The sequence below is a fragment of the Pseudomonas sp. CAM1A genome, from assembly GCF_047501685.1.
Lineage (GTDB): Bacteria > Pseudomonadota > Gammaproteobacteria > Pseudomonadales > Pseudomonadaceae > Aquipseudomonas.
Window position 1 is genome coordinate 405,888 of sequence record NZ_JBFNXP010000002.1, and the last position, 19,828, is coordinate 425,715.

Sequence of the window (19,828 nt, forward strand, 5' to 3'; positions counted from 1 at the left end):
TCGGCTCTCCGCTCAGTAGTGGGCGTGCTGCGTCTGCTTCACCAGGTCCTCGTACAGGCGCGCATAGGGTTCCACCGCCTGGCACCAGTTGAACGGCTGGGTCATCGACAGGCAGCGCATGGCATTGAGCAGGTGCTTCTTGCCGTACACATAGAAGGCGCGGCCCAGGGCCTCGCGATAGCTGTCCACGCTGGAGTCGTCGAACAGGAAGCCGGTGACGCCGTTCTCGATGGTGTCGGCCAGCCCGCCGGTGTTGCGCGCCACCGGCAGCGAGCCGAAGCGCTGGGCGTACATCTGGCTCAGGCCGCAGGGCTCGTAGCGTGACGGCATCAGCAGGAAGTCGCTGCCTGCGAACATGCGCCGGGCGTCGGTCTCGTTGAAGCCGATGCGCACGCCGATGCGACCCGGGTGGCGTAGGGCCAGTTCGCGCATGGCCTGTTCTTCCTCGGGCTCGCCGCGGCCGATGATGGCGATCTGGCCGCCTTGTTCGACGATGTAGTCGGCCACACCCAAGGTCAGGTCCAGGCCTTTCTGGTACACCAGCCGCGAAACCACGGCGAACAGCGGCCCCTCACTCGCGTGCAGGCCGAACAGCGTGCGCACCTGGTCGGCATTGCGCGCCTTGCCGTCCCAGTCGTTGATGCTGAAGTTGTGGTCCAGGTGCTGGTCGGTGGCCGAGTCCCAGCTTTCGTCGATACCGTTGGGGATGCCGCCGAGCAGCCCCTGCTGGGCCTTGCTGGCGAGGAAACCGTCCAGGCCGCAGCCGAACTCGGGGGTGGTGATTTCCCGGGCGTAGGTGGCGCTGACCGTGGTGATATGGCTGGCGTAGGCCAGCCCGGCCTTGAGGAACGACAGTTTGCCGTAGAACTCCATGCCTTCCTGCTGCATGGCGTGGTCGGGGATCGCCAGTTCCGGGCTGCAGCCGCGGCTGTACACGCCCTGGTAGGCCAGGTTGTGGATGGTGAACAAGGTCGGGGTGCTCAGGCCGCGCCAGTGCATGTAGGCCGGGGCCAGCCCGGCCGGCCAGTCGTGGGCGTGCACCAGGTCGGGGCGCCAGTGGGCCATGCCTTCGCCGGCGGCAATCTCTGCGGCGGCCAGGCCCAGGCGGGCGAAACGGATGTGATTGTCGGGCCAGTCGCGACCGTTGTTGGCGCCGTAGGGCGTGCCGTCGCGCTGGTACAGCTCGGGGCAGATCAGCACATAGATCACCAGGCCGTCGGCCAAATCCATGCGGCCGATCTTGCACGGCGGCAGCGCGGCATGGCCGCCCAGTTCGCCGACGATATGAATGGGGTTGTCGCTCTCGACCACCTGGCGGTAGCCGGGGATCAGCACGCGCACATCGTGCAGGTGCGCCAGGGCACGGGGCAGGGCAGCGGACACGTCGCCCAGGCCGCCGGTCTTGACCAGGTCGGCGATCTCCGAGGTGACGAACAGGATCTTGCGCTTGTTCGGGTTGTGCTGGCGCTGCGCGCCGGGTGCCTTGACTGTCGGGGCGAGGGCCGCAGGCAGCGGCTCGCGGTTATCCGGGTTGAATGACTCTACGTGAGGTTCGACAGCGGCACTGATCATACTTCTCTCCGTCCCTTGTTCTGTTTGCTTGGCGTTGGCTCGTGGGTCTGCTCTCTGATCTTTGTTGCATCTTCGTAGTGCGTTCCTTGCCCCAGATTCGTGCGCGCAGGCACGGCACGCTCGGCATTCCCGCCGAATGACGTATGGACTGGTTGGGGTGTGCGGGCCTGGCGTGAGGCAGTCCTTTTGCGTCGGCCCTACTTAAGTCCTGACCTGCCCGTGTTTTGGAAAGTTCGACTTTTTTACGTCACTTTTTCCGAGCAAAACGCGGGCCGAATCTGAAGTGTAGGGGACGAAACGCAAAGAAAGTGACCCGTTGGTCATTTTTGTCGCGACGGTTTACCCGCGCAAACGTTGGCGAGTTGTTGCAAAATATGAGGCTAGCCAGCGTAGGCGCAGCGGATTCGCGACAGACGCGGCACAACGCAATCAGGAAGGGAAGCTGTGACGAGGTGGGAGCCTGGCAGCTCCCACGCAGAGGGGCGGTGATTCAGAGACCGGCGGCCTTGCCTTGCACACGGGCCTGTTCGAGCAGCAGGTTCAGCTGGGCGACCTGCTGGCGCAGGTGATCGCGCTCATCCTTCAACTGGCGCAGCTCGTCGCGGCGCACGGTGACATAGAGGGTCTGGGTGGGAGTGGCAGGCATCAGAGTACCCATGGCACACCTCGCATGGCTGGTGACAATTTGAAGCGTAGACGCTTCACGCGGCGCGCATTCTGAATTCTTTGCAGGCCCTTGGGAACTTTTTTGTTTATCGTTGTCGCCCCGTTCGTCGGTGAACCCTACGCCAGAACGCTGGACTAATCTGAAATCGTCAATTGTTGTAAAGCAAAACCAACGGGAGCGTCGTCACATGCAACTGGGAATCATCGGGCTTGGCCGCATGGGCGGCAATATCGCAAGGCGCCTGATGCGCGCAGGTCACAGCACTGTGGTCCACGATCGCAACCGCGAAGCCATCACCACCCTGGAAGGCGAAGGTGCCGTGGGCGCCCACGACCTGGGTGCGCTGGTGCAGAAACTCAAGGCGCCGCGGGCGGTGTGGGTCATGCTGCCGGCGGGTGAAATCACCGAGCAGACCATCGCGCAACTGGCCGACCTGCTCGAGCCGGGTGACGCCATCATCGATGGTGGCAACACCTTCTACAAGGACGACATGCGCCGCGCCGCCGAGCTGGGCAAGCGCGGCCTGCACTACCTCGACGTCGGCACCTCCGGCGGCGTGTGGGGCCTGGACCGTGGCTACTGCATGATGATCGGCGGCGAGAAGGCTGTGTTCGAGCGCCTCGAGCCGCTGTTCAAGGCCCTGGCCCCGGGCGTCGGCGACATTCCGCGCACCCAGGGCCGCAGCGGCGAGCACGAGCGCGCCGAGCATGGCTACATCCACGCAGGCCCGCCCGGCGCCGGTCACTACGTGAAGATGGTGCACAACGGCATCGAGTACGGCCTGATGCAGGCCTACGCCGAAGGCTTCGACCTGCTGCGCAGCAAGGGTGGCCCAGAGTTGCCGCAAGAGCAGCGCTTCGACCTCAATGTGGCCGAGATCGCCGAAGTGTGGCGCCGCGGCAGCGTGGTCACTTCCTGGCTGCTGGACCTGACCGCCGACGCGCTGGTCGCCGACCCGCAACTGACCGAATTCAGCGGCTCGGTGTCCGACAGCGGCGAAGGGCGCTGGACCATCGACGCCGCCGTCGAACAGGCCGTGCCGGTGCCGGTGCTGTCCAGCGCGCTGTTCGCCCGTTTCCGCTCGCGCCAGCAGCAGGGCACCTACGGTGACAAGATCCTCTCCGCCATGCGCCTGGGCTTTGGCGGCCACGTCGAGAAAAAGAAGGACTAAATGACTAAACCGACCATCCCCGCGGCGCCGCCATGCACCTTGTTCCTGTTCGGCGCCAACGGCGACCTGGTCAAGCGCCTGCTGACGCCGGCGCTGTACAACCTCAGCCGTGACGGCCTGCTCGACCGCAACCTGCGTATCGTCGGGGTCGACCACAACCCGGCCACGGCCGAGGACTTTGCCGCGCGCCTGCATGCTTTCATGCAGGCGCGGGACAAGGGCGGGGAGGGCAGTGCCAAGTGCCTGGACGAAAAGCTCTGGGCGCGCCTGGCCAAGCGCCTGGACTATCAGACCGGCGACTTCCTCGACCCCGAGACTTACCAGGCCCTGGCTCGGCGCATCGCTAAAACCGGCCATGGCAATGCCATCTTCTACCTGGCCACCTCGCCACGCTTCTTCCCCGAGGTGGCCCAGCGCCTGGGCGACGCCGGCCTGCTCGACGAGTCGGGCGGCGGCTTTCGCCGGGTGGTGGTGGAGAAACCCTTCGGCACTGACCTTGCCAGCGCCGAAGCGCTCAACGCTTGCCTGCTCAAGGTGATGAACGAGCGGCAGATCTACCGCATCGACCATTACCTGGGCAAGGAAACCGTGCAGAACATCCTGGTCAGCCGATTCTCCAACGGCCTGTTCGAATCGTTCTGGAACAATCATTACATCGACCACGTGCAGATCACAGCCGCCGAAACCGTCGGCGTCGAGACGCGCGGGGCGTTCTACGACAACACCGGTGCCCTGCGCGACATGGTGCCCAACCACCTGTTCCAGTTGCTGGCGATGGTCGCCATGGAACCGCCGGCGGCCTTCGGCGCCGATGCGGTGCGCGGTGAAAAGGCCAAGGTGATCGGCGCCATCCGCCCCTGGTCGCAGAAAATGGCCCTGCGCAATTCCGTGCGTGGCCAGTACGGCGCCGGCAAGCAGGGCCGCAAGAAACTGCCCGGCTACCGCGAGGAGGCCAATGTCGCCCCGCACAGCCAGACCGAGACCTACGTCGCCCTCAAGGTGATGATCGACAACTGGCGCTGGGCGGGGGTGCCGTTCTACCTGCGCACCGGCAAGCGCATGAGCGTGCGCGACACCGAGATCGCCATCTGCTTCAAGCCGGCGCCCTACGCGCAGTTCCGCGAAAGCGAGCTGGAGCGGCCCAAGCCCAACTACCTGAAGATCCAGATCCAGCCCAACGAAGGCATGTGGTTCGACCTGCAGGCCAAGCGCCCGGGGCCGGAGCTGGTGATGGAGAATGTCGAGCTGGGTTTTGCCTACAAGGACTTCTTCAAGATGACCCCGGCGACCGGCTACGAGACGTTGATCTACGACTGCCTTACCGGCGACCAGACCTTGTTCCAGCGCGCCGACAATATCGAGAACGGTTGGCGTGCGGTGCAGCCGTTCCTCGATGCCTGGGCGGCCGAGGGTGGCGAGGTGCATGAGTATGCGGCGGGAGAGGATGGCCCCGAGGCCGGTGACGAGCTGCTGGCGCGGGACAAGCGCGAGTGGCATACGCTGGGGTGAGCTTGCAGCGACCTACCGCCGTGGGCGGTAGGTGCGCAGATGTGCCCTACAAGGTGAACGACAGGGCCGAGAACACCATCCCGCCACTGCCCGCCCAGCCCATGCAGAACTGGCCTGGCTCGGCTTCGCCCCGGCTCATCGCATCAAAGATGCCGAAGGGGATCGACGCGGTAATGATATTGCCGGTCTTGTGCCCTACGTGGTGCAACTTGTGATCGACGCCGATCATCTGGCCAATGTGTTCCCACATCTTTGGCGAGCCGGTATGGATGAACACTTTGTGCACATCGTCCGCAGTGAGCTTCTGCAGGTTGAAGACTTTGATCGCTTCGTTGCGCCCGTCTTCGTGCAGGGCGGCGGCGTAGGAGTTGAACTGGTACTGGCCACCGGTCGGTTCGATCTTGGCGATATCCGCCTCGTTGCAGAACAGTTTCCAGTCCGGCAATGAGATCGTCGACAAGTCGCTCAGGTCGGGTCGGTTGATGTACGAGAACTTGAAGTTATCCGCTGCTTCGTTACTGAGGATGGTGACGACGGCGGCTTCACCGATGGTAAAGCTCGGGAACTTGTAGGCCAGTTCGGCCGGCGACTGCAACGAGAAGTTCTTGGGCATCACCGGCCCGCCTTCCGACATGCCGAACTCCATGTTGACGATGGCGGCGTAGCGGATTTCACCGGCTTGCATCTTGCTGTTGATGACGTCCATGGCCGTCACCCAGCCGTTGCAGGCGTCGACCACGTCGAAGTTGCGGCAATTCAGGCCCAGCGCCTTGGCGATGAAGGTACTGTTGGCTGGCTCGATAAAGCCACGGGTGACGTTGGGATAGATCAGCAGGTCCAGGTCGGCCTTGCTGATATTGGCCTGGGCCAGCGCCGCATCGAACGCTGCCTCCATCAATTGCATCGGTGTCTCGTCAGCCGCCAGCCAATGGCGGGTGTCGCTGCCGCTTTTTTCCAGCAACTTGCCGATGGTCTTCAGTGTTTTCGGCAAGTCTTCCAGGAAGGTGTTCCGGGAGTGTTCTTCCACCAGGTTGATAACGTCCTGGTTGCTGACGCAGCGTGAGGGCAGTATTGCGGATAAACCGACAATCTTCATATAACGTCCTTGTTGAAAGTAGTGACTCAGCGCAATGGTTGCGCACGGGCAGAAGCTTATTCATCCTGATAAGCAACCACTGGCCCGGTATTTCTAACACAGCGCAACAGTCAATCAGTGCCGTGGATCAATGTTCCAGCGCATCGATTCAAGCGCCTCGATAACCTGCGCCGGATGAGTCTCAACGGAACCGGCAATCCCGCTTCGGTATCCAAACTCACGCCCACCGCCTGAGGATCCGAGATGCCCGCCCTGATCGAAGACTATGCCCTCATCGGCAACTGCCGCAGCGCCGCCCTGATCAACCGCGACGGCGCCCTCGACTGGCTGTGCCTGCCACGCTTCGACGCCCCCGCAGTGTTCGCCGCGTTGCTGGGCAACGAGGAAAACGGCCGTTGGCGCATCGCCCCCAGCGACCCGGTCGAGCACAGCACCCGCCGCTACCTCGATGACACCCTGGTACTGGAAACCACCTGGACCACCGCCAGTGGTCGCGCCCGCGTGCTCGACTGCATGCCCCTGGGCAAATCCAATGCGGTGCTGCGCATTGTCGAGGGCCTGGCCGGCGAGACGGCGTTCGAGATGGACCTGGTGCTGCGCTTCGACTATGGCCGCAGCGTGCCCTGGGTGGAGAAGCTCGACCCGCTGACCCTGAGCGCGGTTGCCGGCCCCGATCGCCTGATCCTGCGCAGCAGCACCGAGACCCATGGCCGGGACCACCACAGCGTCGCCCGGTTTCGCGTGCGCGCCGGTGAGCGCCAGGTGTTCAGCCTCTGCCACCAGCCCTCGCACCTGCCTGTGCAGCCTGGATGCGACGTCGATCATGACCTGGAGCAGACCATCAACCAATGGCAGGCCTTCGCCGCCCGCTGCCCCGACGTCGGCCCATACACCGAGCGGGTACGCCGCTCGCTGCTGACCCTCAAGGCCATGACCTACGCGCCCACCGGGGGCATGGTCGCCGCCGTCACCACCTCGCTGCCCGAGCGCATCGGTGGCGAGCGCAACTGGGACTACCGCTACTGCTGGCTGCGCGACGCTACCATGACCTTGCTGGCGCTGATGAACCTTGGTTACTTCGACGAGGCCCAGGCCTGGCGCGAATGGCTGCTGCGCTCGGTGGCGGGCAACCCCGAGCAGATGCAGATCATGTACGGGCTGGCGGGGGAGCGCGACCTGCCGGAGTTCAGCCTGCCCTGGCTGCCCGGTTACGAGCATTCGCAGCCGGTGCGGGTCGGCAATGCCGCGTCCGAGCAGTTGCAGCTGGATATCTATGGCGAACTGGCCGACGCCATGACCCAGGCCATCAAGGGCGGGCTGCCGCGTCATCCGCGCAGCGCCGCCATCGCCCGCGCGATCCTGCCGTACCTCGAAAGCATCTGGCGCGAGCCGGACGAGGGGCTGTGGGAGGTGCGCGGCGGTCGCCAGCATTTCGTGCATTCCAAGGTCATGGCCTGGGTCGCCTTCGACCGGTCGGCGAGCCTGGCCGACACCACCGAGGAAGGGCGTGAACGGGGGCGACATTACCGCCAGGTGGCGGACCAGATCCGTGACGAGGTCTGCCGTCGCGGGCTGGATGCCGACGGGCGTCACTTCGTCCAGGCCTACGGCTCGACCGAGCTGGACGCGAGCCTGCTGCAGATCGCCCTGACCGGCTTTCTGCCGGCCGACGATCCACGTTTCCTGCGCACCCCTCGAACAGATCGAAAGGCGCCTGCTGCGCAACGGCCTGCTGCTGCGCTACGACAGCGACAGTTGCAGCGACGGCCTGACGCCAGGGGAGGGGACGTTCCTGGTGTGTTCGTTCTGGTTGGCGGATGTCTACGTGCTGCTGGGGCGGCAGGAGGAGGCGCAGGCGCTTTACGAGCGGCTTACCGGCTTGTGCAATGACGTGGGATTGCTGGCCGAGCAGTACGACCCGGTGGGCAAACGGATGCTGGGGAATTTTCCGCAGGCGTTCAGCCATATCGGCATCATCAATACCGCGTTGAACCTGCACCGGGCGCAGTGTCCGGTGCGGGATCGGGCGAAGTGCGGTGACTGAGCCTGCGACTTCTGACACTGGGCTATCAGTTTTTCCTCATTGCTTGTAGTCCATTTCCGAATCATTCTTTTGCCACCTTTCAGCCATTGCTACGGTCCTCCTTGCAACCTAGGCTCCCCCGGTCGTTGCCAATTCAGCGACCGGGTCTGCAAACCCGTGCCAAAGAAGAAGGACGCCGTTGCCAGGCTTCAGGTGCATTAGCGCACTGTGAGGTTTGTTTCATGGTGGCTGCGTACGGGAGGTCTTCGGACCTGCCGGGTTACCTTCTTCTGCCCCGGTTTTTGCAGCCTGTACGTAGTCGCCACCCCTCCACTGCAAAGGAAGGATGGCGACCTATCTTTAACTGCAGGAGAAGTCGAAATGTTGAAGATCGTCCCCGATCCACCCCCATCCAATCCTTCCCCTCACCACCTCGAAGACACCCTGATCCAGGCGGCGGAATACGTGCGCTGCGCCCTGATCGTGGCCCATCAGTCGGTATTGGTCTCGCATCCGCATTCGCTTGGAGCAACGCTGGCGCTGACGGCGGTGCACGAGATGGAAACCGTACGCGCGCTGCTGGACTCGGCGTTGGCGCAGGTACAGATACCAGGTGAGCCGCAGACACGGCATTGAGGTGTTGCATCCTGCGGGCAGGCAACGTTTGAGGTGTGAATGACCGTCGAGGATCGGCCATGCCTGCGGGAGCATCCGCACCGACGCTATCACGGGGCAAGCACGTAGGCAGGGCACGACATTTTCATCGGCAGGGTGTGACGCATGGGGTCACATATGATACTTTCCCATGTGTGATGCGTGGGGTCACACTCGGGTTTTTTCGCATGAAACGGATGCGTGCCCCATGATCATCAGCTTTCGCCACAAAGGCCTGCGGCTCTTCCACGAAACGGGCAATACCCGCGGCATTCAGGCTGCCCATGTCCAGCGCCTGCGGCGACAGTTGCAGTTCCTCGACAGTGCCGTGGTCGCCGAGGACATGAGTGTGCCTGGCTGGCAGTTGCACCCGCTCAAAGGAGAGCGGCTCAGTTTCTGGTCGATAAGCGTGTCCGGCAATTGGCGCCTGGTGTTCCGTTTCACAGGCTTTGATGTCGAACTGGTCGACTATCTCGACTACCACTGACAAGGGGCAAAATCATGGCTATGCACAACCCGCCTCACCCCGGCGAAACCCTGCGTGAAGATGTCCTGCCGGCCTTGGGCCTGACGGTCAAGGCGTTCGCCGAGCATCTGGGTTTCTCGCGTGAGGCCCTGTCGCGGGTCCTTCATGGCCGAGCGGCGGTTTCACCGGACCTGGCGGTGCGCCTGGAAATGGCCGGCATCAGCACGGCGCGGCTGTGGCTGACGATCCAGGTGGACTACGACATCTGGCAGGCACGCCAGCGCCAGCAACCGGTGATCACGCGGTTGCATCAAGCCGCTTGAAAAAAGCCCGGGGTGCAGGCCCCGGGCTTTTACCTGAGCGTCAGCCGAGGCTGTCAGGCCACTGCCTCACGACCGGCACTGGCCACCTTGGTATGACGCAAGGTCGGAATCAGGAACGCAATCGCCAGCACACACGCGCTGACCAGCATCACGAAGCCGCCGTCCCAGCCGAAGTGGTCGACGGTGTAGCCCATCGCCGCGCTCGCCGCGACCGAGCCACCCAGGTAGCCGAACAGGCCGGTGAAGCCCGCCGCGGTACCGGCGGCTTTCTTCGGCGCCAGCTCCAGCGCCTGCAGGCCGATCAGCATCACCGGCCCGTAGATCAGGAAGCCGATGGAGAACAGCGCGATCATGTCGATGGTCGGGTTGCCCGGCGGGTTGAGCCAGTACACCAGGGTGGCGACGGTCACCAGGGCCATGAACACGATGCCGGTCAGGCCACGGTTGCCGCGGAAGATCTTGTCGGACATCCAGCCGCACAGCAGGGTGCCGGGGATGCCGGCCCACTCGTAGAAGAAGTACGCCCACGAGGTGGTGTCGACGCTGAAGTGCTTGGCTTCCTTCAGGTAGGTCGGCGCCCAGTCGAGCACGCCGTAGCGCAGCAGGTAGACGAACACGTTGGCCAGGGCGATGTACCACAGCAGTTTGTTGCACAGCACGTACTGGACGAAGATCTGCTTGGCGCTGAACTCCTGCTCGTGGCTCTCATCGTAGCCTTCGGGGTAGTCGTTCTTGTACTGCTCGACCGGCGGCAGGCCGACCGATTGCGGGGTGTCGCGCATGGTGGCGAAGGCGAACACGGCCACCAGCACGGCGACCGTGGCGGGCACATAGAAGGCCGCGTGCCAGTCGTTGGTCCAGGCCAGGCCCAGCAGGAACAGCGGGCCGATCAGGCCGCCACCGACGTTATGGGCGACGTTCCATACCGACACCACGCTGCCGCGCTCTTTCTGCGACCACCAGTGCACCATGGTCCGCCCGCTTGGCGGCCAGCCCATGCCCTGGGCCCAGCCGTTGATGAACAGCAGCACGAACATGATCGTCACGCTGGACGTGGCCCAATGCGCGAAACCGAAAATGAACATCACCCCGGCCGAGATCAGCAGGCCGAAGGGCAGGAAGTAGCGTGGGTTGGAGCGGTCCGAGACCAGGCCCATGAGGAACTTGGACAAGCCGTAGGCGATGGCGATGGCGGAGATCGCCAGGCCAAGCTGGCCGCGAGTGTAGCCCTCTTCCTCGATGAGGTAGGGCATGGCCAGGGAGAAGTTCTTGCGCAGCAGGTAGTAGCCGGCATAGCCGAAGAAGATCCCGGCGAAGATTTGCCAGCGCAGGCGGCGATAGGTGCTGTCGACGCGCTCGTCGGGCAGCGGCGCCTGGTGCGCGGCAGGGCGGAAGAAGGCAAACATGTGAAGCTCCCAGCTTGTTATAGGTATGCGAAAACGAATTTTACATTTTCGTTACAGAAAAAATACCGGTTCTGCTGGGAAATACTGTTGTTTTGTGAACCTTTGTCAGCGCTATTCGCAACCGGGCCCTCTCCCGCGCGACTTGCGCGCAAGAGGGGCTGTTCAGCGTCAGGGGCTTACTGATTGCGTGTAACCCGCCAAATCGTATTGGCCAGGTCGTCGGCAATGATCAGCGCGCCTTTCGGATCGACCGTCACCCCCACCGGGCGACCACGGGTCTTGCCGTCCTCGCCGAGGAAACCAGTGGCGAAATCCACCGGCTCGCCGGTCGGCTTGCCATCGCGAAACGGCACGAAGATCACCTTGTAGCCCACCGGGTTGGGCCGGTTCCAGCTGCCGTGTTCGCCCACGAACACCCCATCGGCGAAGGTTTCGCCCATGGCCGTGTTGGAGAAGGCCACGCCCAGCGCTGCCACATGCGAGCCGAGGCTGTAGTCGGGCTTGATCGCGGCTTTCACCTTGTCCGGGTTCTGCGGGCGCACGCGCTCATCGACGTTCTGCCCCCAGTAGCTATACGGCCAGCCGTAGAACGCACCTTCGCGCACCGAGGTCAGGTAGTCCGGGACCAGGTCCGGGCCCAGTTCGTCGCGCTCGTTGACCACTGCCCACAGTTGGCCGTCGCCCGGTTGGATGGCCAGCGCAGTCGGGTTGCGCAGGCCGGTGGCATAAGGCCGGTGGGCGCCGCTCGCGGCATCGACCTGCCAGACCATCGCGCGGTCGACCTCCGCCTCCATGCCACGCTCGGTGATGTTGCTGTTGGAGCCGATGCCGACGTACAGGTAGCGGCCGTCGGGGCTGATGGCCAACGACTTGGTCCAGTGGTGGTTGATCTCGGCGGGCAGGTCGGTGACCTTGGTCGGCGGGCCGCCGGCCTGGGTCTGGCCGTCCTGGTAATCGAAGCGCACCAGCGCGTCCTGGTTGGCCACGTACAGCTTGCCGTCGGCGTAGGCCAGGCCATACGGGGCATTGAGGTGTTCGGCGAACACTGTCTGCAGTTCGTAGCGGCCATCGCCGTCGGCGTCGCGCAGCAGGGTAAGGCGGTTGCCGCCCTTGACCTGGGTGTTGCCCTTGGCCTTGATCTGGCTGGCGATCACGTCCTTGGGCTTGAGCTTGGCGGCGTTGCCGCCACGGCCCTCGGCAACGAGGATGTCGCCATTGGGCAGCACCAGGGTCTGGCGCGGGATCTTCAGGTCGGTGGCGATGGCGCTGATGCGGTAGCCCTGGGGCACCTGGGGTTGTTGCTCACCCCAGGCGGCCGGCTGGGCGATCTTCATGCTTGGCAGCAGCCCGCGTTCGGGGGCCGGCAATTTCGGGTCCGGGCCATGGGCCTGGGTCTTCTCGCCGTCGCCGCCACAGGCGCTGAGCAGCAGGGCCATGCTCAGGGCGCTCAATGTGTGCTTCATGCTTCACCCTCCGTGCGCAGGCGGGTCAGGCCGGCCCAGGTGGCGAGCATGGCCAGCACCGTGACCACCACTGACAGCACCAGGCCTGCGGGCATCACGGCCCAGGCGTCCTTGGCGTGCTCGAAGGCGTTGACCAGGCCCAGTACCCAGGTGACCAGCAGCAACAGCACGTACCGCAGCGGGCGACCGGCCTTGCGTGGCGCCCGGATCAGGTTGGCCAGGGCGAACAGCAGCGCCAGGCCACTGGATAGCAGTGCCCCGGCGATCAGCCAGGCGGCGAAGTTGCTCCACTGGATCTGGTAGCTCTGGTAGTAGGCGATGTCGCTGAGCAGGGCGCCGAGGAACAGCGGCACGCTGCCGGCGAGCAGGGTCGCGTGCAGCGGCCCTGGGGTGCAACGGGGGAGGGTGGTGGTGGTCACTGGCTAGGCTCCTTGTCGATCGACGATCCTGGGTCGAGGGTGCTTAGGTGAGGATCGTGATCGAGGTGCAATAGTTCAGTGACGTTTGCCGTTGGCTTTACCGGCGCCTGCAAGAACCCAGGTCTTGCGTGGGGAATTCAGTCGAGCACGGGCCGCAGGAAGCTGCGTTCATAGCTGAGGATGAAGCGTTGCTCGGTGGCCAGGGCAAAGGCGGCGATGCACTCCGGGTCGGTTTCCGAGGCTTTGCGGTACTGCTCGTAGGTCGCCAGGCTGGGGAAGCTGAACAGCGCGTAGGCGACATTGTTGGCGCCTTCGCTGGGCAGGTAGTAACCATGGTGGTTGCCGCCCATGCGGTTGACCAGGCCGATCCACAGCTTGCCGTAGGCTTCGAAGGCGGGAATCTGGTAGGGGTCGATGATGTACTTGAGGTGGCAAGTGATCATTGCACGCAATCCTTTGGGTGAGCCGGGGGCTCACCTTATCAGTGCACGAGAGTGGGCGCCTAGGGCTTGGCGTTGGCCTGGCGCCAGATCAACTGCTCGGTGGGATAACCCTGCTTGCGCGCCAGCTCCAGTAGCTGGTCACGGGTCTGGTCACTGACGGTGGGGGTGCGTGACAGCAGCCACAGGTATTCGCGGTTCGGATGGCCGACCACGGCCACGCGGTAATCCGCGTCGTGATACAGCACCCAGTACTCGCCTTTGGTCAGGTCCGGTGCGAGGCGGCTGAACCAGTTGTCGAAGCGTACCCAGAGCTTGTCGGTGCGGCCGGGTACTTGCGCCTCGGCGATGCCATTGGCCTGGTTCCATTGGCCGTCTTTTTCCAGGCAGCGATTGGTGACGTCGATGCGCCCGTCCTCGCGCAGGCCATAGCGGGCCTCGGACTGCACGCAGTTGCGCTGGAAGAACATAGGCAGGCGCGCCAGTTCGTACCAGGTGCCCTGGTAGCGCTGGAGCTCGACCTGTTGCGTGGTGGGCGGTGGCTGCTCGTCGCGGGCGCTGGTGCAGCCCGTGAGCGCGAGGGTGAGGCAGCAGCAAAACGGCACGGCCAGGCGCATCGCCATGGGAAACCTCCTGAAGGGGGGAAAGGCTCACATGGCTTTCGATGCGCGGGCCGGCCAAAGGTTTTACTGGGCTGGGCGGGAAGTTTCCACGCTCAGTACTTCGGTAAAGATGGCTTCGACGGTCTGGTCGACCTTGAGGTTTTTCATACGCTCCTGTAGCTCGGGGTTCTCGACCTTGACCACCTGCAGTTCGCCTGCGGGCGGCAGCAGGGTGACTTCATGGGTTTTCAGGTCGATCTTCTTGATCTGCGAGGTGATCTTGACCTGGCGGAAAGCCTCGCCACCCGGGTTGGGGTTGGCCGCGGTGGCGCGGATGGTGCCCGATTCCTCGGAGGCCTTGGGCGCGCCGCCGACATTGGTGTTCAGTACATAGGCGATGGCACGGGTGACTTTGATGTCGACCTGGTCACCGACCTTGAGGTTGGGCAGCGCCTTGGCCTGTTCGGTGAGCTGGAAGGTCACGTCCTTGTCGTGGGGGCCCTTTACCGTGACCTGGCGGTTGGGCAGGTCGATCTTGGTCACTTCGGTGGTGACATGGCTTTCCAGTGCTTCGCTGGCGATGGGCAGTTCGGCGGCGTGGGCGGCGAGGCTGGCGGCGGACACTAACGAGGCGAAAGCAACAGCGCGTGCGAGGGTGGCAGTCATTGGCCTGTCTTCCTTGTGGTCGATACCGGTGGATGTATGCGAGAAGAAGCATAGACACAGGTTGGCAGATGTGTGGACCATGTCGGCCTCATCGCGGGGCAAGCCCGCTCCCACGCTGGCACTACTCGCAACTCTGCTGCCTGACGATCGTGGGAGCGGGCTTGCCCCGCGATGAGGCTGGCTCAGGCATTACAAAGGGTAATGATCACGCTCGCGCTTGGCCCCGGATACGCTCACCGCCCCCGGCAAGCTCACGGCATTCTTGGCGGCCAGCACTTCGGCCATCACGCTCACCGCGATCTCCGCCGGGGTCTTGCTGCCGATGTAGATGCCGATGGGGCCATGCAGGCGTTCGAGGGACTGTTCGGTTTCGCCGAAATGCTCGATCAGCCGTTCGCGGCGCAGCTGGCTGTTACGCCGCGAGCCGATGGCGCCGATGTAGAACGCCGGGCCGTGCAGGGCCTCGAGCAGCGCCAGGTCGTCGAGCTTGGGGTCGTGGCTGACGGCGATGATGCAGGTGCGCAGGTCTGCGTTGAAGGCGCGTACCGCATCGTCCGGCATGCCCTTGAGGTGCTCGACGCCGGCCACCGCCCAGGTGGTCATGTGCTTGGGACGAGGGTCGCACACCGCCACCCGGAAGCCGTTGAACAAGGCCATGGTCGCGAGGTATTCGGCCAGGGCCCCGGCGCCGATCAGCAGCATGCGGTAGCCGGGGCCGAGGGTGTTGACCATGTGCTGGCCATCGAAGCTGAACTGCTCGGGCGTGGTGGTGGCGGCCAGGCTCACCGCGCCGCTTTGCAGGGCCAGTCGGCGGCGCATCAGCCGGCCCTGGTCGAGCTGCTCCAGCAGTTGCTGCAGCGGCAACATTGCCGGTTCGAATTCCAGGATCAGTTCCAGGGTGCCACCGCAGGGCAGGCCGAAGCGGTGGGCCTCGTCGGCGCTGACGCCATAGCGGATCACCTCGGGCCTGCCCAGGGGCAGGCCGGGGCCGCCATAGGCGGTGGTGTAGCGATGGATCAGGTCGTCCTCGATACAGCCGCCAGACACGCTGCCGACCACCCGGCCATCGTTGCGCAGCGCCATCATCGAGCCGACCGGGCGCGGGGAGGAGCCCCAGGTGCGGGCGACAGTGGCGAGCAGCACGCGGTGCCCGGCCTGGAGCCAGTCGTGGGTGGTGCGCAGGACCAGCAGGTCGATGCTTTCCATGGTGTCCTCGGTTGTCTGTGGCCCACGCTGATAATGTGGTATCAGCGCATATGCAGGATGATCGGGCTGCTGCTGGCAGGGTCGGTATGTCCGCGTAGCTCGCCCACCGCCTTGGCCTGCACCGCGCCGCCGTGATTGCCCCAGGCACTGCGGGCGAAGCTCAGCACCTCGGCGATCTCCCGGTCCGACAGCTGCTCACGGAACGCCGGCATGCGGTAGGCGTCCGGCACCCCGGCGGCGACGATGCGCTGCGAGCCGTTGAGGGTGATGTTGATCGCCGAGGCGTTCTCGCCGGCCAGCATCGAGGTGGCCCCCGCCAGCGGCGGCATCCACTCGGCCTGGCCCTTGCCATCCGCGCCATGGCAGCTGGCGCAACGGGTCGCGTAGGTGCGCGCGCCGGGCGCATCAGGCGCGGCGGCCGTCGCCTGGTACTGCCAAGGTGCACCATCACGCCGAGGGTCACCGGGCAACGCTTTGAGGTAGCGGGCGATCGCGCCCAGGTCGTCGTCGCTCATGAACTGCGTGGAGTTGTTGAACGCCTCGGTCATCGAGCCGTACACCACTGCATGGCGATTGCGCCCGGTCTTGAGGAACTGCACGATCTCGGCTTCGCTCCAGCGGCCGAGCCCGGTGTTGTGGTCCTGGCGCAGGCTCGGCGCGTACCAGCCATCGAGCAGGGCCCCGGCGAGGAACGGCGCGCCGCCTTCGTCCAGGGCTTTCTCGTTGAAGGCCAGGCCCCGAGGCGTATGGCAACTGCCGCAGTGGCCGGGGCCCTGGACGATGTAGGCGCCACGATTCCACAGCGGATCCTGGTCGGGTTTCTGCGCATAGGCGGTGGTCGGTGCGAACAGGCCGTTCCACAGGGCGATGGGCCAGCGCAGGTTCAATGGCCAGGGAATACTGCTGGGAATATTGGCTTCGGCTGCCGGTTGCACGCCCTTCATGAAGAACGCGTAGAGCGCCCGCACATCGTCGTCGCTGAGCTTGGCGTAGGAAGGGTAGGGCATGGCCGGGTACAGCCGTCGCCCTCCCGGCGCGACGCCCTGGCGCACGGCGCGGTCAAAGTCGGCCAGGCTGTAGGCGCCGATGCCATGCTCGCGGTCCGCGGTGATATTGGTGGCATGGATCGCCCCCAGCGGCGTGGCCATTTCCAGGCCTCCGGCAAAGGGCGCCTTGCCCGGCAGGCTGTGGCAGGCCACGCAGTCGCTGAGCCGGGCGACGTATTCGCCGCGGCTGACCAGGGCGGCGTCGGCGCTGTCCGAGGCGCTGAAGGGCGTGGCGGGCTCGCGGGTGACGTACCAGGCCAGCAGGCCTGCCGCGACCAGGCACGGCAAGGCCAACCAGCCTGCGGTTCTTGCGAATCGGCTGTTGTTCATGGGCTGTCCTTGTCGTGTCAGCTGAAGGTATGGCGGCTCAGGGGCATGCTGCGCACGCGCTGGCCGGTGAGCTGCGCCACGGCGTTGGCCACCGCGGGCGCCACCGCCGGCAGCGGCGGTTCACCGATGCCGCCCATCTTCGCCCCGCTCTGGACGATGCGCACATGCACCCGGGCCATGCGCGACGGTGGCAGCACCGGGTACAGGTCGTAGTTGCGTGCCCGTGGCATACCGTTCAGCCACACCGATTCTTCCAGCAGCACCTGGGACAGGCCCAGGGATACCGCGCCGTTGACCTGGGCCTCGATGATCGCCGGGTTGACGATGCTGCCCGGGTCGATGGCCTGCCAGATATCGTGCACCTTGACCTGGCCGCCCTCCAGCGACACCTCGGCGATGACCGCCGCCTCCGAGCCGAATGGCGAGGCCATGGCCACGCCGCGGGCGCGCTTGCTGCCGTCCTCGGCGGTGAACGGGCCGCGCTTCCAGCCGCCGGACAGCTCGCCCACCGCCTGCAGCAGGGTGGTCAGGCGCGGGTTGTCCCGCAGCAGGTGCAGGCGCAGCTCGAAGGGATCATGGCCGCCCTTGTCGGCCAGCTCGTCGAGGAACGACTCGTAGAAGAAGTCGTTCAGCGAATTGCCCACCGAGCGCCAGTAGCCGAGCATGGCCGGGCCTTTGACATAGATCTGCGCGATACGTTTGTTGGCGATCGCGTAGGCCTTGCCCGACAGCCCTTCGAGGGCGGTGGGGTCGACCTTGTCGCCCTGCTTGCCGGCAATGGCCTCGGTCGGGCCTTCGGTGGCGCTGATCGCCTCGATGGCCAGCGGCAGGCCTTTTTCGTCCAGCGCGGCGCGGAACTTGACCACGGCCATGGGGCGCATGGCATCGCGCAGGAACTCCTCCTCACGGCTCCAGATCAGTTTCACCGGCCTGCCGACCGCCTTGGCCAGGGCGATGGCCTGCGGGTAGGGGTTGGCCGAGTCGTACAGGAAGTGCCGGCCGAAGAAACCGCCGAGCAGTGGCGAATGCAGGGTGATCCGCGCCGGGTCCAGGCCGGTGCGCTTGGCGATGTCGGCGCGGAACATGTCCTGGGCCTGGTTGGGCAGCCACACTTCCAGCGAGCCGTCGGGGTTGAAACGGGCGGTGGCGGAGGGCGGTTCCAACTGCGCGTGGTTGAGGAACTGGTTGTGGTAGGTGGCCTCGACCTTGGTCTTGGTCCCGGCCAGGGCGCCGGCGACATCGCCCTGGTTTTCCTCGTCGCGGCTCGGCCCGGTCTGGGCGGCCAGGTGTTCGCGCCAGCCATCGCTGGAAAAATCGGCAGGCATCGGCCGCACCTGGCTGTCGGCGGCCACTTCCTTCCAGTCCACCTGCAGTGCCTCTACCGCACGCTTGGCGTGCCACCAGCGTTCGGCGACCACGGCGACCGCACCGGGCAGTTGATGCACCGAGTGCACGCCCTTCATGGCCTTGACCTGTTCCTCGTTGCGCAGGTTGCCGACGGTCATGCCCAGGCGCGGGGCATGCTGCACGGCGGCGTGGAGCATGCCGTCGACCTTGACGTCGATGCTGTAGACGGCCTTGCCGGTGGACTTGTCGTAGGCGTCGAGGCGCTGCACCGGCTTGCCGATCCAGCGGAACTGGCTGGGGTCGCGCAGCTTGACGCTGGCAGGGTCCGGTACCGGCAGGTCCATGGCCCTGGCGGCCAGTTCGCCGTAGCCCAGCGCCCGGCCCGAGGCCGCGTGCACCACCTTGCCCGGTTCGGTGCTCAATTCATCGACCGGCACCCCCAGCTGTTCGGCGCCGGCCTGCAGCAGCATGGCGCGGGCCAGGGCGCCGAGGCGGCGCATGGTCGGGTAGCTCATGCGCACCGACATGCTGCCGCCGGTGATGCGCAGGCCGTTCTCCATCACCACGTAGGCCTCGCCTGCTGGCGCGCTTTCGACCACGAAGGTGGCCGGGTCGGCGTCCAGTTCCTCGCCGATGATCTGCGCCATGGCCGTGTTGACCCCTTGCCCGCCCTCCATGAACGGGCTGAGCAGGTGCACGCTGCCGTCCGCGCGAATTTCCAGGAAGGCCGGCACCTGGGTGCCGCGCTCGCTGGTCGCGGCGGCGGCCTGTATCCGCGCCGAGCCCAGCGGCAGGCCGAAGCCCAGCACCAGGGCGCCGATGGCGCTGCCGGCAAGAAACCGCCGGCGCGACAGGTTGACGGTTTCGCCGCTGCGCAGCCGTGCCAGGTCGTCAGGGGTGTCGATACGCGCGTTCATCAGGCGTTCTCCCCTTGGGCCAGTTCGTGCACGGCGGCATGGATGGCGTTGTAGGTGCCGCAGCGGCACAGGTTGACCATGGCCGCGTCGATCTGTTCGGTGCTGGGCTTGGGCGTGTGCTTGAGCAGCGCGGTGGCCGCCATTACCTGGCCGGACTGACAGTAGCCGCACTGGGCCACCTGGTGCTCGACCCAGGCGGCGACCACGCGCTTGCCCACGGCGTCGGCTTCGATGGCCTCGATGGTGGTGACTTCACGACCGACCACGCCGGCCACCGGGGTTACGCAGGCGCGCACCACATTGCCGTCCACCAGCACCGAGCAGGCGCCGCATTGGGCCAGGCCACAGCCGTACTTGGTGCCGGTCAGGCCCAAGTCGTCGCGGATCACCCAGAGCAAGGGCGTGTCGGCGTCAGCCTCGACCTGGTAGGTCTGCTGGTTGATTCGTAGTTCCATGGGCTCACCTGCTGATCATCGGTTCTGGAGGTGGGGAATACGCTGTTCCC

At 65.2% G+C, this 19,828-nt stretch carries 18 protein-coding genes and 1 pseudogene; 6 read left to right on the forward strand and 13 right to left on the reverse strand.

What is annotated here, in order from left to right; genetic code table 11:
• Window positions 1–12: 12 nt before the first annotated feature.
• Together glgA and ABZO33_RS05660 are read right to left on the reverse strand one after the other, a co-directional pair.
• Entirely contained in the window at window positions 13–1,572 is a 1,560-nt protein-coding gene (gene glgA / locus ABZO33_RS05655; RefSeq protein WP_414535193.1) for a glycogen synthase GlgA, read from the reverse strand.
• Between the two features lie 490 nt (window positions 1,573–2,062).
• A complete protein-coding gene (locus tag ABZO33_RS05660) occupies window positions 2,063–2,230 on the reverse strand; it encodes a DUF6026 family protein (protein WP_220036851.1) in 168 nt (55 codons plus the stop codon).
• A 160-nt stretch (window positions 2,231–2,390) separates the two neighbouring features.
• Between ABZO33_RS05660 and gnd the strand changes: the two genes are divergently transcribed.
• Window positions 2,391–3,410, forward strand: a complete 1,020-nt coding sequence (gnd, locus tag ABZO33_RS05665; RefSeq protein ID WP_414535674.1) for a phosphogluconate dehydrogenase (NAD(+)-dependent, decarboxylating) — start codon at window positions 2,391–2,393, stop codon at window positions 3,408–3,410.
• Window positions 3,411–4,919 (forward strand): glucose-6-phosphate dehydrogenase, encoded by a 1,509-nt coding sequence (gene zwf / locus ABZO33_RS05670; RefSeq protein ID WP_414535194.1) that lies wholly within the window; start codon window positions 3,411–3,413, stop codon window positions 4,917–4,919.
• A 46-nt stretch (window positions 4,920–4,965) separates the two neighbouring features.
• On the opposite strand, the gene ABZO33_RS05675 is transcribed toward zwf, so the two are convergent.
• Window positions 4,966–6,015 (reverse strand): 3-oxoacyl-[acyl-carrier-protein] synthase III C-terminal domain-containing protein, encoded by a 1,050-nt coding sequence (locus tag ABZO33_RS05675; RefSeq protein ID WP_414535195.1) that lies wholly within the window; start codon window positions 6,013–6,015, stop codon window positions 4,966–4,968.
• 243 nt (window positions 6,016–6,258) lie between these two features.
• Here ABZO33_RS05675 and ABZO33_RS05680 point away from each other — a divergent pair.
• The 4 genes and pseudogenes from ABZO33_RS05680 to ABZO33_RS05695 all read left to right on the forward strand — a co-directional run bounded on the left by ABZO33_RS05680 (window position 6,259) and on the right by ABZO33_RS05695 (window position 9,481).
• A pseudogene (locus tag ABZO33_RS05680) lies at window positions 6,259–8,059 on the forward strand (glycoside hydrolase family 15 protein).
• Window positions 8,060–8,419: 360 nt separating this feature from the next.
• Window positions 8,420–8,674: a hypothetical protein gene (locus ABZO33_RS05685; protein WP_414535196.1), complete on the forward strand. Its 255-nt coding sequence runs from the start codon at window positions 8,420–8,422 to the stop codon at window positions 8,672–8,674.
• 226 nt (window positions 8,675–8,900) lie between these two features.
• Window positions 8,901–9,179: a type II toxin-antitoxin system RelE/ParE family toxin gene (locus tag ABZO33_RS05690; RefSeq protein ID WP_414535197.1), complete on the forward strand. Its 279-nt coding sequence runs from the start codon at window positions 8,901–8,903 to the stop codon at window positions 9,177–9,179.
• Between the two features lie 14 nt (window positions 9,180–9,193).
• Window positions 9,194–9,481, forward strand: a complete 288-nt coding sequence (locus tag ABZO33_RS05695) for a HigA family addiction module antitoxin (protein WP_414535198.1) — start codon at window positions 9,194–9,196, stop codon at window positions 9,479–9,481.
• 53 nt (window positions 9,482–9,534) lie between these two features.
• Here the strand turns inward: ABZO33_RS05695 and glpT are convergent, their stop codons facing one another.
• The 10 genes from glpT to ABZO33_RS05745 form a co-directional block, all read right to left on the reverse strand.
• Window positions 9,535–10,887, reverse strand: a complete 1,353-nt coding sequence (gene glpT / locus ABZO33_RS05700) for a glycerol-3-phosphate transporter (protein ID WP_414535199.1) — start codon at window positions 10,885–10,887, stop codon at window positions 9,535–9,537.
• 176 nt (window positions 10,888–11,063) lie between these two features.
• Window positions 11,064–12,350, reverse strand: coding sequence for a PQQ-dependent sugar dehydrogenase (locus ABZO33_RS05705; protein ID WP_414535200.1), 1,287 nt, complete (start codon window positions 12,348–12,350; stop codon window positions 11,064–11,066).
• Window positions 12,347–12,769: a DUF2231 domain-containing protein gene (locus tag ABZO33_RS05710; RefSeq protein WP_414535201.1), complete on the reverse strand. Its 423-nt coding sequence runs from the start codon at window positions 12,767–12,769 to the stop codon at window positions 12,347–12,349. Before ABZO33_RS05710 ends, ABZO33_RS05705 begins: the two co-directional genes overlap by 4 nt.
• Before the next feature lie 137 nt (window positions 12,770–12,906).
• Entirely contained in the window at window positions 12,907–13,212 is a 306-nt protein-coding gene (locus ABZO33_RS05715) for an NIPSNAP family protein (RefSeq protein ID WP_414535202.1), read from the reverse strand.
• Between the two features lie 59 nt (window positions 13,213–13,271).
• Window positions 13,272–13,832, reverse strand: a complete 561-nt coding sequence (locus ABZO33_RS05720) for a lipocalin family protein (RefSeq protein WP_414535203.1) — start codon at window positions 13,830–13,832, stop codon at window positions 13,272–13,274.
• A 63-nt stretch (window positions 13,833–13,895) separates the two neighbouring features.
• Window positions 13,896–14,477 carry a hypothetical protein gene (locus tag ABZO33_RS05725; protein ID WP_414535204.1) on the reverse strand — a complete coding sequence of 194 codons (582 nt, stop codon included), beginning with the start codon at window positions 14,475–14,477 and terminating at the stop codon, window positions 13,896–13,898.
• A gap of 189 nt (window positions 14,478–14,666) precedes the next feature.
• Window positions 14,667–15,683, reverse strand: a complete 1,017-nt coding sequence (locus tag ABZO33_RS05730) for an XdhC family protein (RefSeq protein WP_414535205.1) — start codon at window positions 15,681–15,683, stop codon at window positions 14,667–14,669.
• Window positions 15,684–15,724: 41 nt separating this feature from the next.
• Window positions 15,725–17,059: a c-type cytochrome gene (locus tag ABZO33_RS05735; RefSeq protein ID WP_414535206.1), complete on the reverse strand. Its 1,335-nt coding sequence runs from the start codon at window positions 17,057–17,059 to the stop codon at window positions 15,725–15,727.
• A gap of 17 nt (window positions 17,060–17,076) precedes the next feature.
• Window positions 17,077–19,323 (reverse strand): molybdopterin cofactor-binding domain-containing protein, encoded by a 2,247-nt coding sequence (locus ABZO33_RS05740; protein WP_414535207.1) that lies wholly within the window; start codon window positions 19,321–19,323, stop codon window positions 17,077–17,079.
• Entirely contained in the window at window positions 19,323–19,778 is a 456-nt protein-coding gene (locus tag ABZO33_RS05745) for a (2Fe-2S)-binding protein (protein WP_023631311.1), read from the reverse strand. The genes ABZO33_RS05740 and ABZO33_RS05745 overlap by 1 nt, the downstream gene beginning before the upstream one ends.
• Window positions 19,779–19,828: the final 50 nt, after the last annotated feature.

Excerpts from the sequence above, each read along its gene's own strand:
- glgA (WP_414535193.1), bottom strand. The coding sequence starts at position 1,572 with ATGATCAGTGCCGCTGTCGAACCTCACGTAGAGTCATTCAACCCGGAT.
- ABZO33_RS05660 (WP_220036851.1), bottom strand. The coding sequence starts at position 2,230 with ATGGGTACTCTGATGCCTGCCACTCCCACCCAGACCCTCTATGTCACC.
- zwf (WP_414535194.1), top strand. The coding sequence starts at position 3,411 with ATGACTAAACCGACCATCCCCGCGGCGCCGCCATGCACCTTGTTCCTG.
- ABZO33_RS05675 (WP_414535195.1), bottom strand. The coding sequence starts at position 6,015 with ATGAAGATTGTCGGTTTATCCGCAATACTGCCCTCACGCTGCGTCAGC.
- ABZO33_RS05685 (WP_414535196.1), top strand. The coding sequence starts at position 8,420 with ATGTTGAAGATCGTCCCCGATCCACCCCCATCCAATCCTTCCCCTCAC.
- ABZO33_RS05690 (WP_414535197.1), top strand. The coding sequence starts at position 8,901 with ATGATCATCAGCTTTCGCCACAAAGGCCTGCGGCTCTTCCACGAAACG.
- ABZO33_RS05695 (WP_414535198.1), top strand. The coding sequence starts at position 9,194 with ATGGCTATGCACAACCCGCCTCACCCCGGCGAAACCCTGCGTGAAGAT.
- glpT (WP_414535199.1), bottom strand. The coding sequence starts at position 10,887 with ATGTTTGCCTTCTTCCGCCCTGCCGCGCACCAGGCGCCGCTGCCCGAC.
- ABZO33_RS05705 (WP_414535200.1), bottom strand. The coding sequence starts at position 12,350 with ATGAAGCACACATTGAGCGCCCTGAGCATGGCCCTGCTGCTCAGCGCC.
- ABZO33_RS05715 (WP_414535202.1), bottom strand. The coding sequence starts at position 13,212 with ATGATCACTTGCCACCTCAAGTACATCATCGACCCCTACCAGATTCCC.
- ABZO33_RS05720 (WP_414535203.1), bottom strand. The coding sequence starts at position 13,832 with ATGGCGATGCGCCTGGCCGTGCCGTTTTGCTGCTGCCTCACCCTCGCG.
- ABZO33_RS05725 (WP_414535204.1), bottom strand. The coding sequence starts at position 14,477 with ATGACTGCCACCCTCGCACGCGCTGTTGCTTTCGCCTCGTTAGTGTCC.
- ABZO33_RS05730 (WP_414535205.1), bottom strand. The coding sequence starts at position 15,683 with ATGGAAAGCATCGACCTGCTGGTCCTGCGCACCACCCACGACTGGCTC.
- ABZO33_RS05735 (WP_414535206.1), bottom strand. The coding sequence starts at position 17,059 with ATGAACAACAGCCGATTCGCAAGAACCGCAGGCTGGTTGGCCTTGCCG.
- ABZO33_RS05740 (WP_414535207.1), bottom strand. The coding sequence starts at position 19,323 with ATGAACGCGCGTATCGACACCCCTGACGACCTGGCACGGCTGCGCAGC.
- ABZO33_RS05745 (WP_023631311.1), bottom strand. The coding sequence starts at position 19,778 with ATGGAACTACGAATCAACCAGCAGACCTACCAGGTCGAGGCTGACGCC.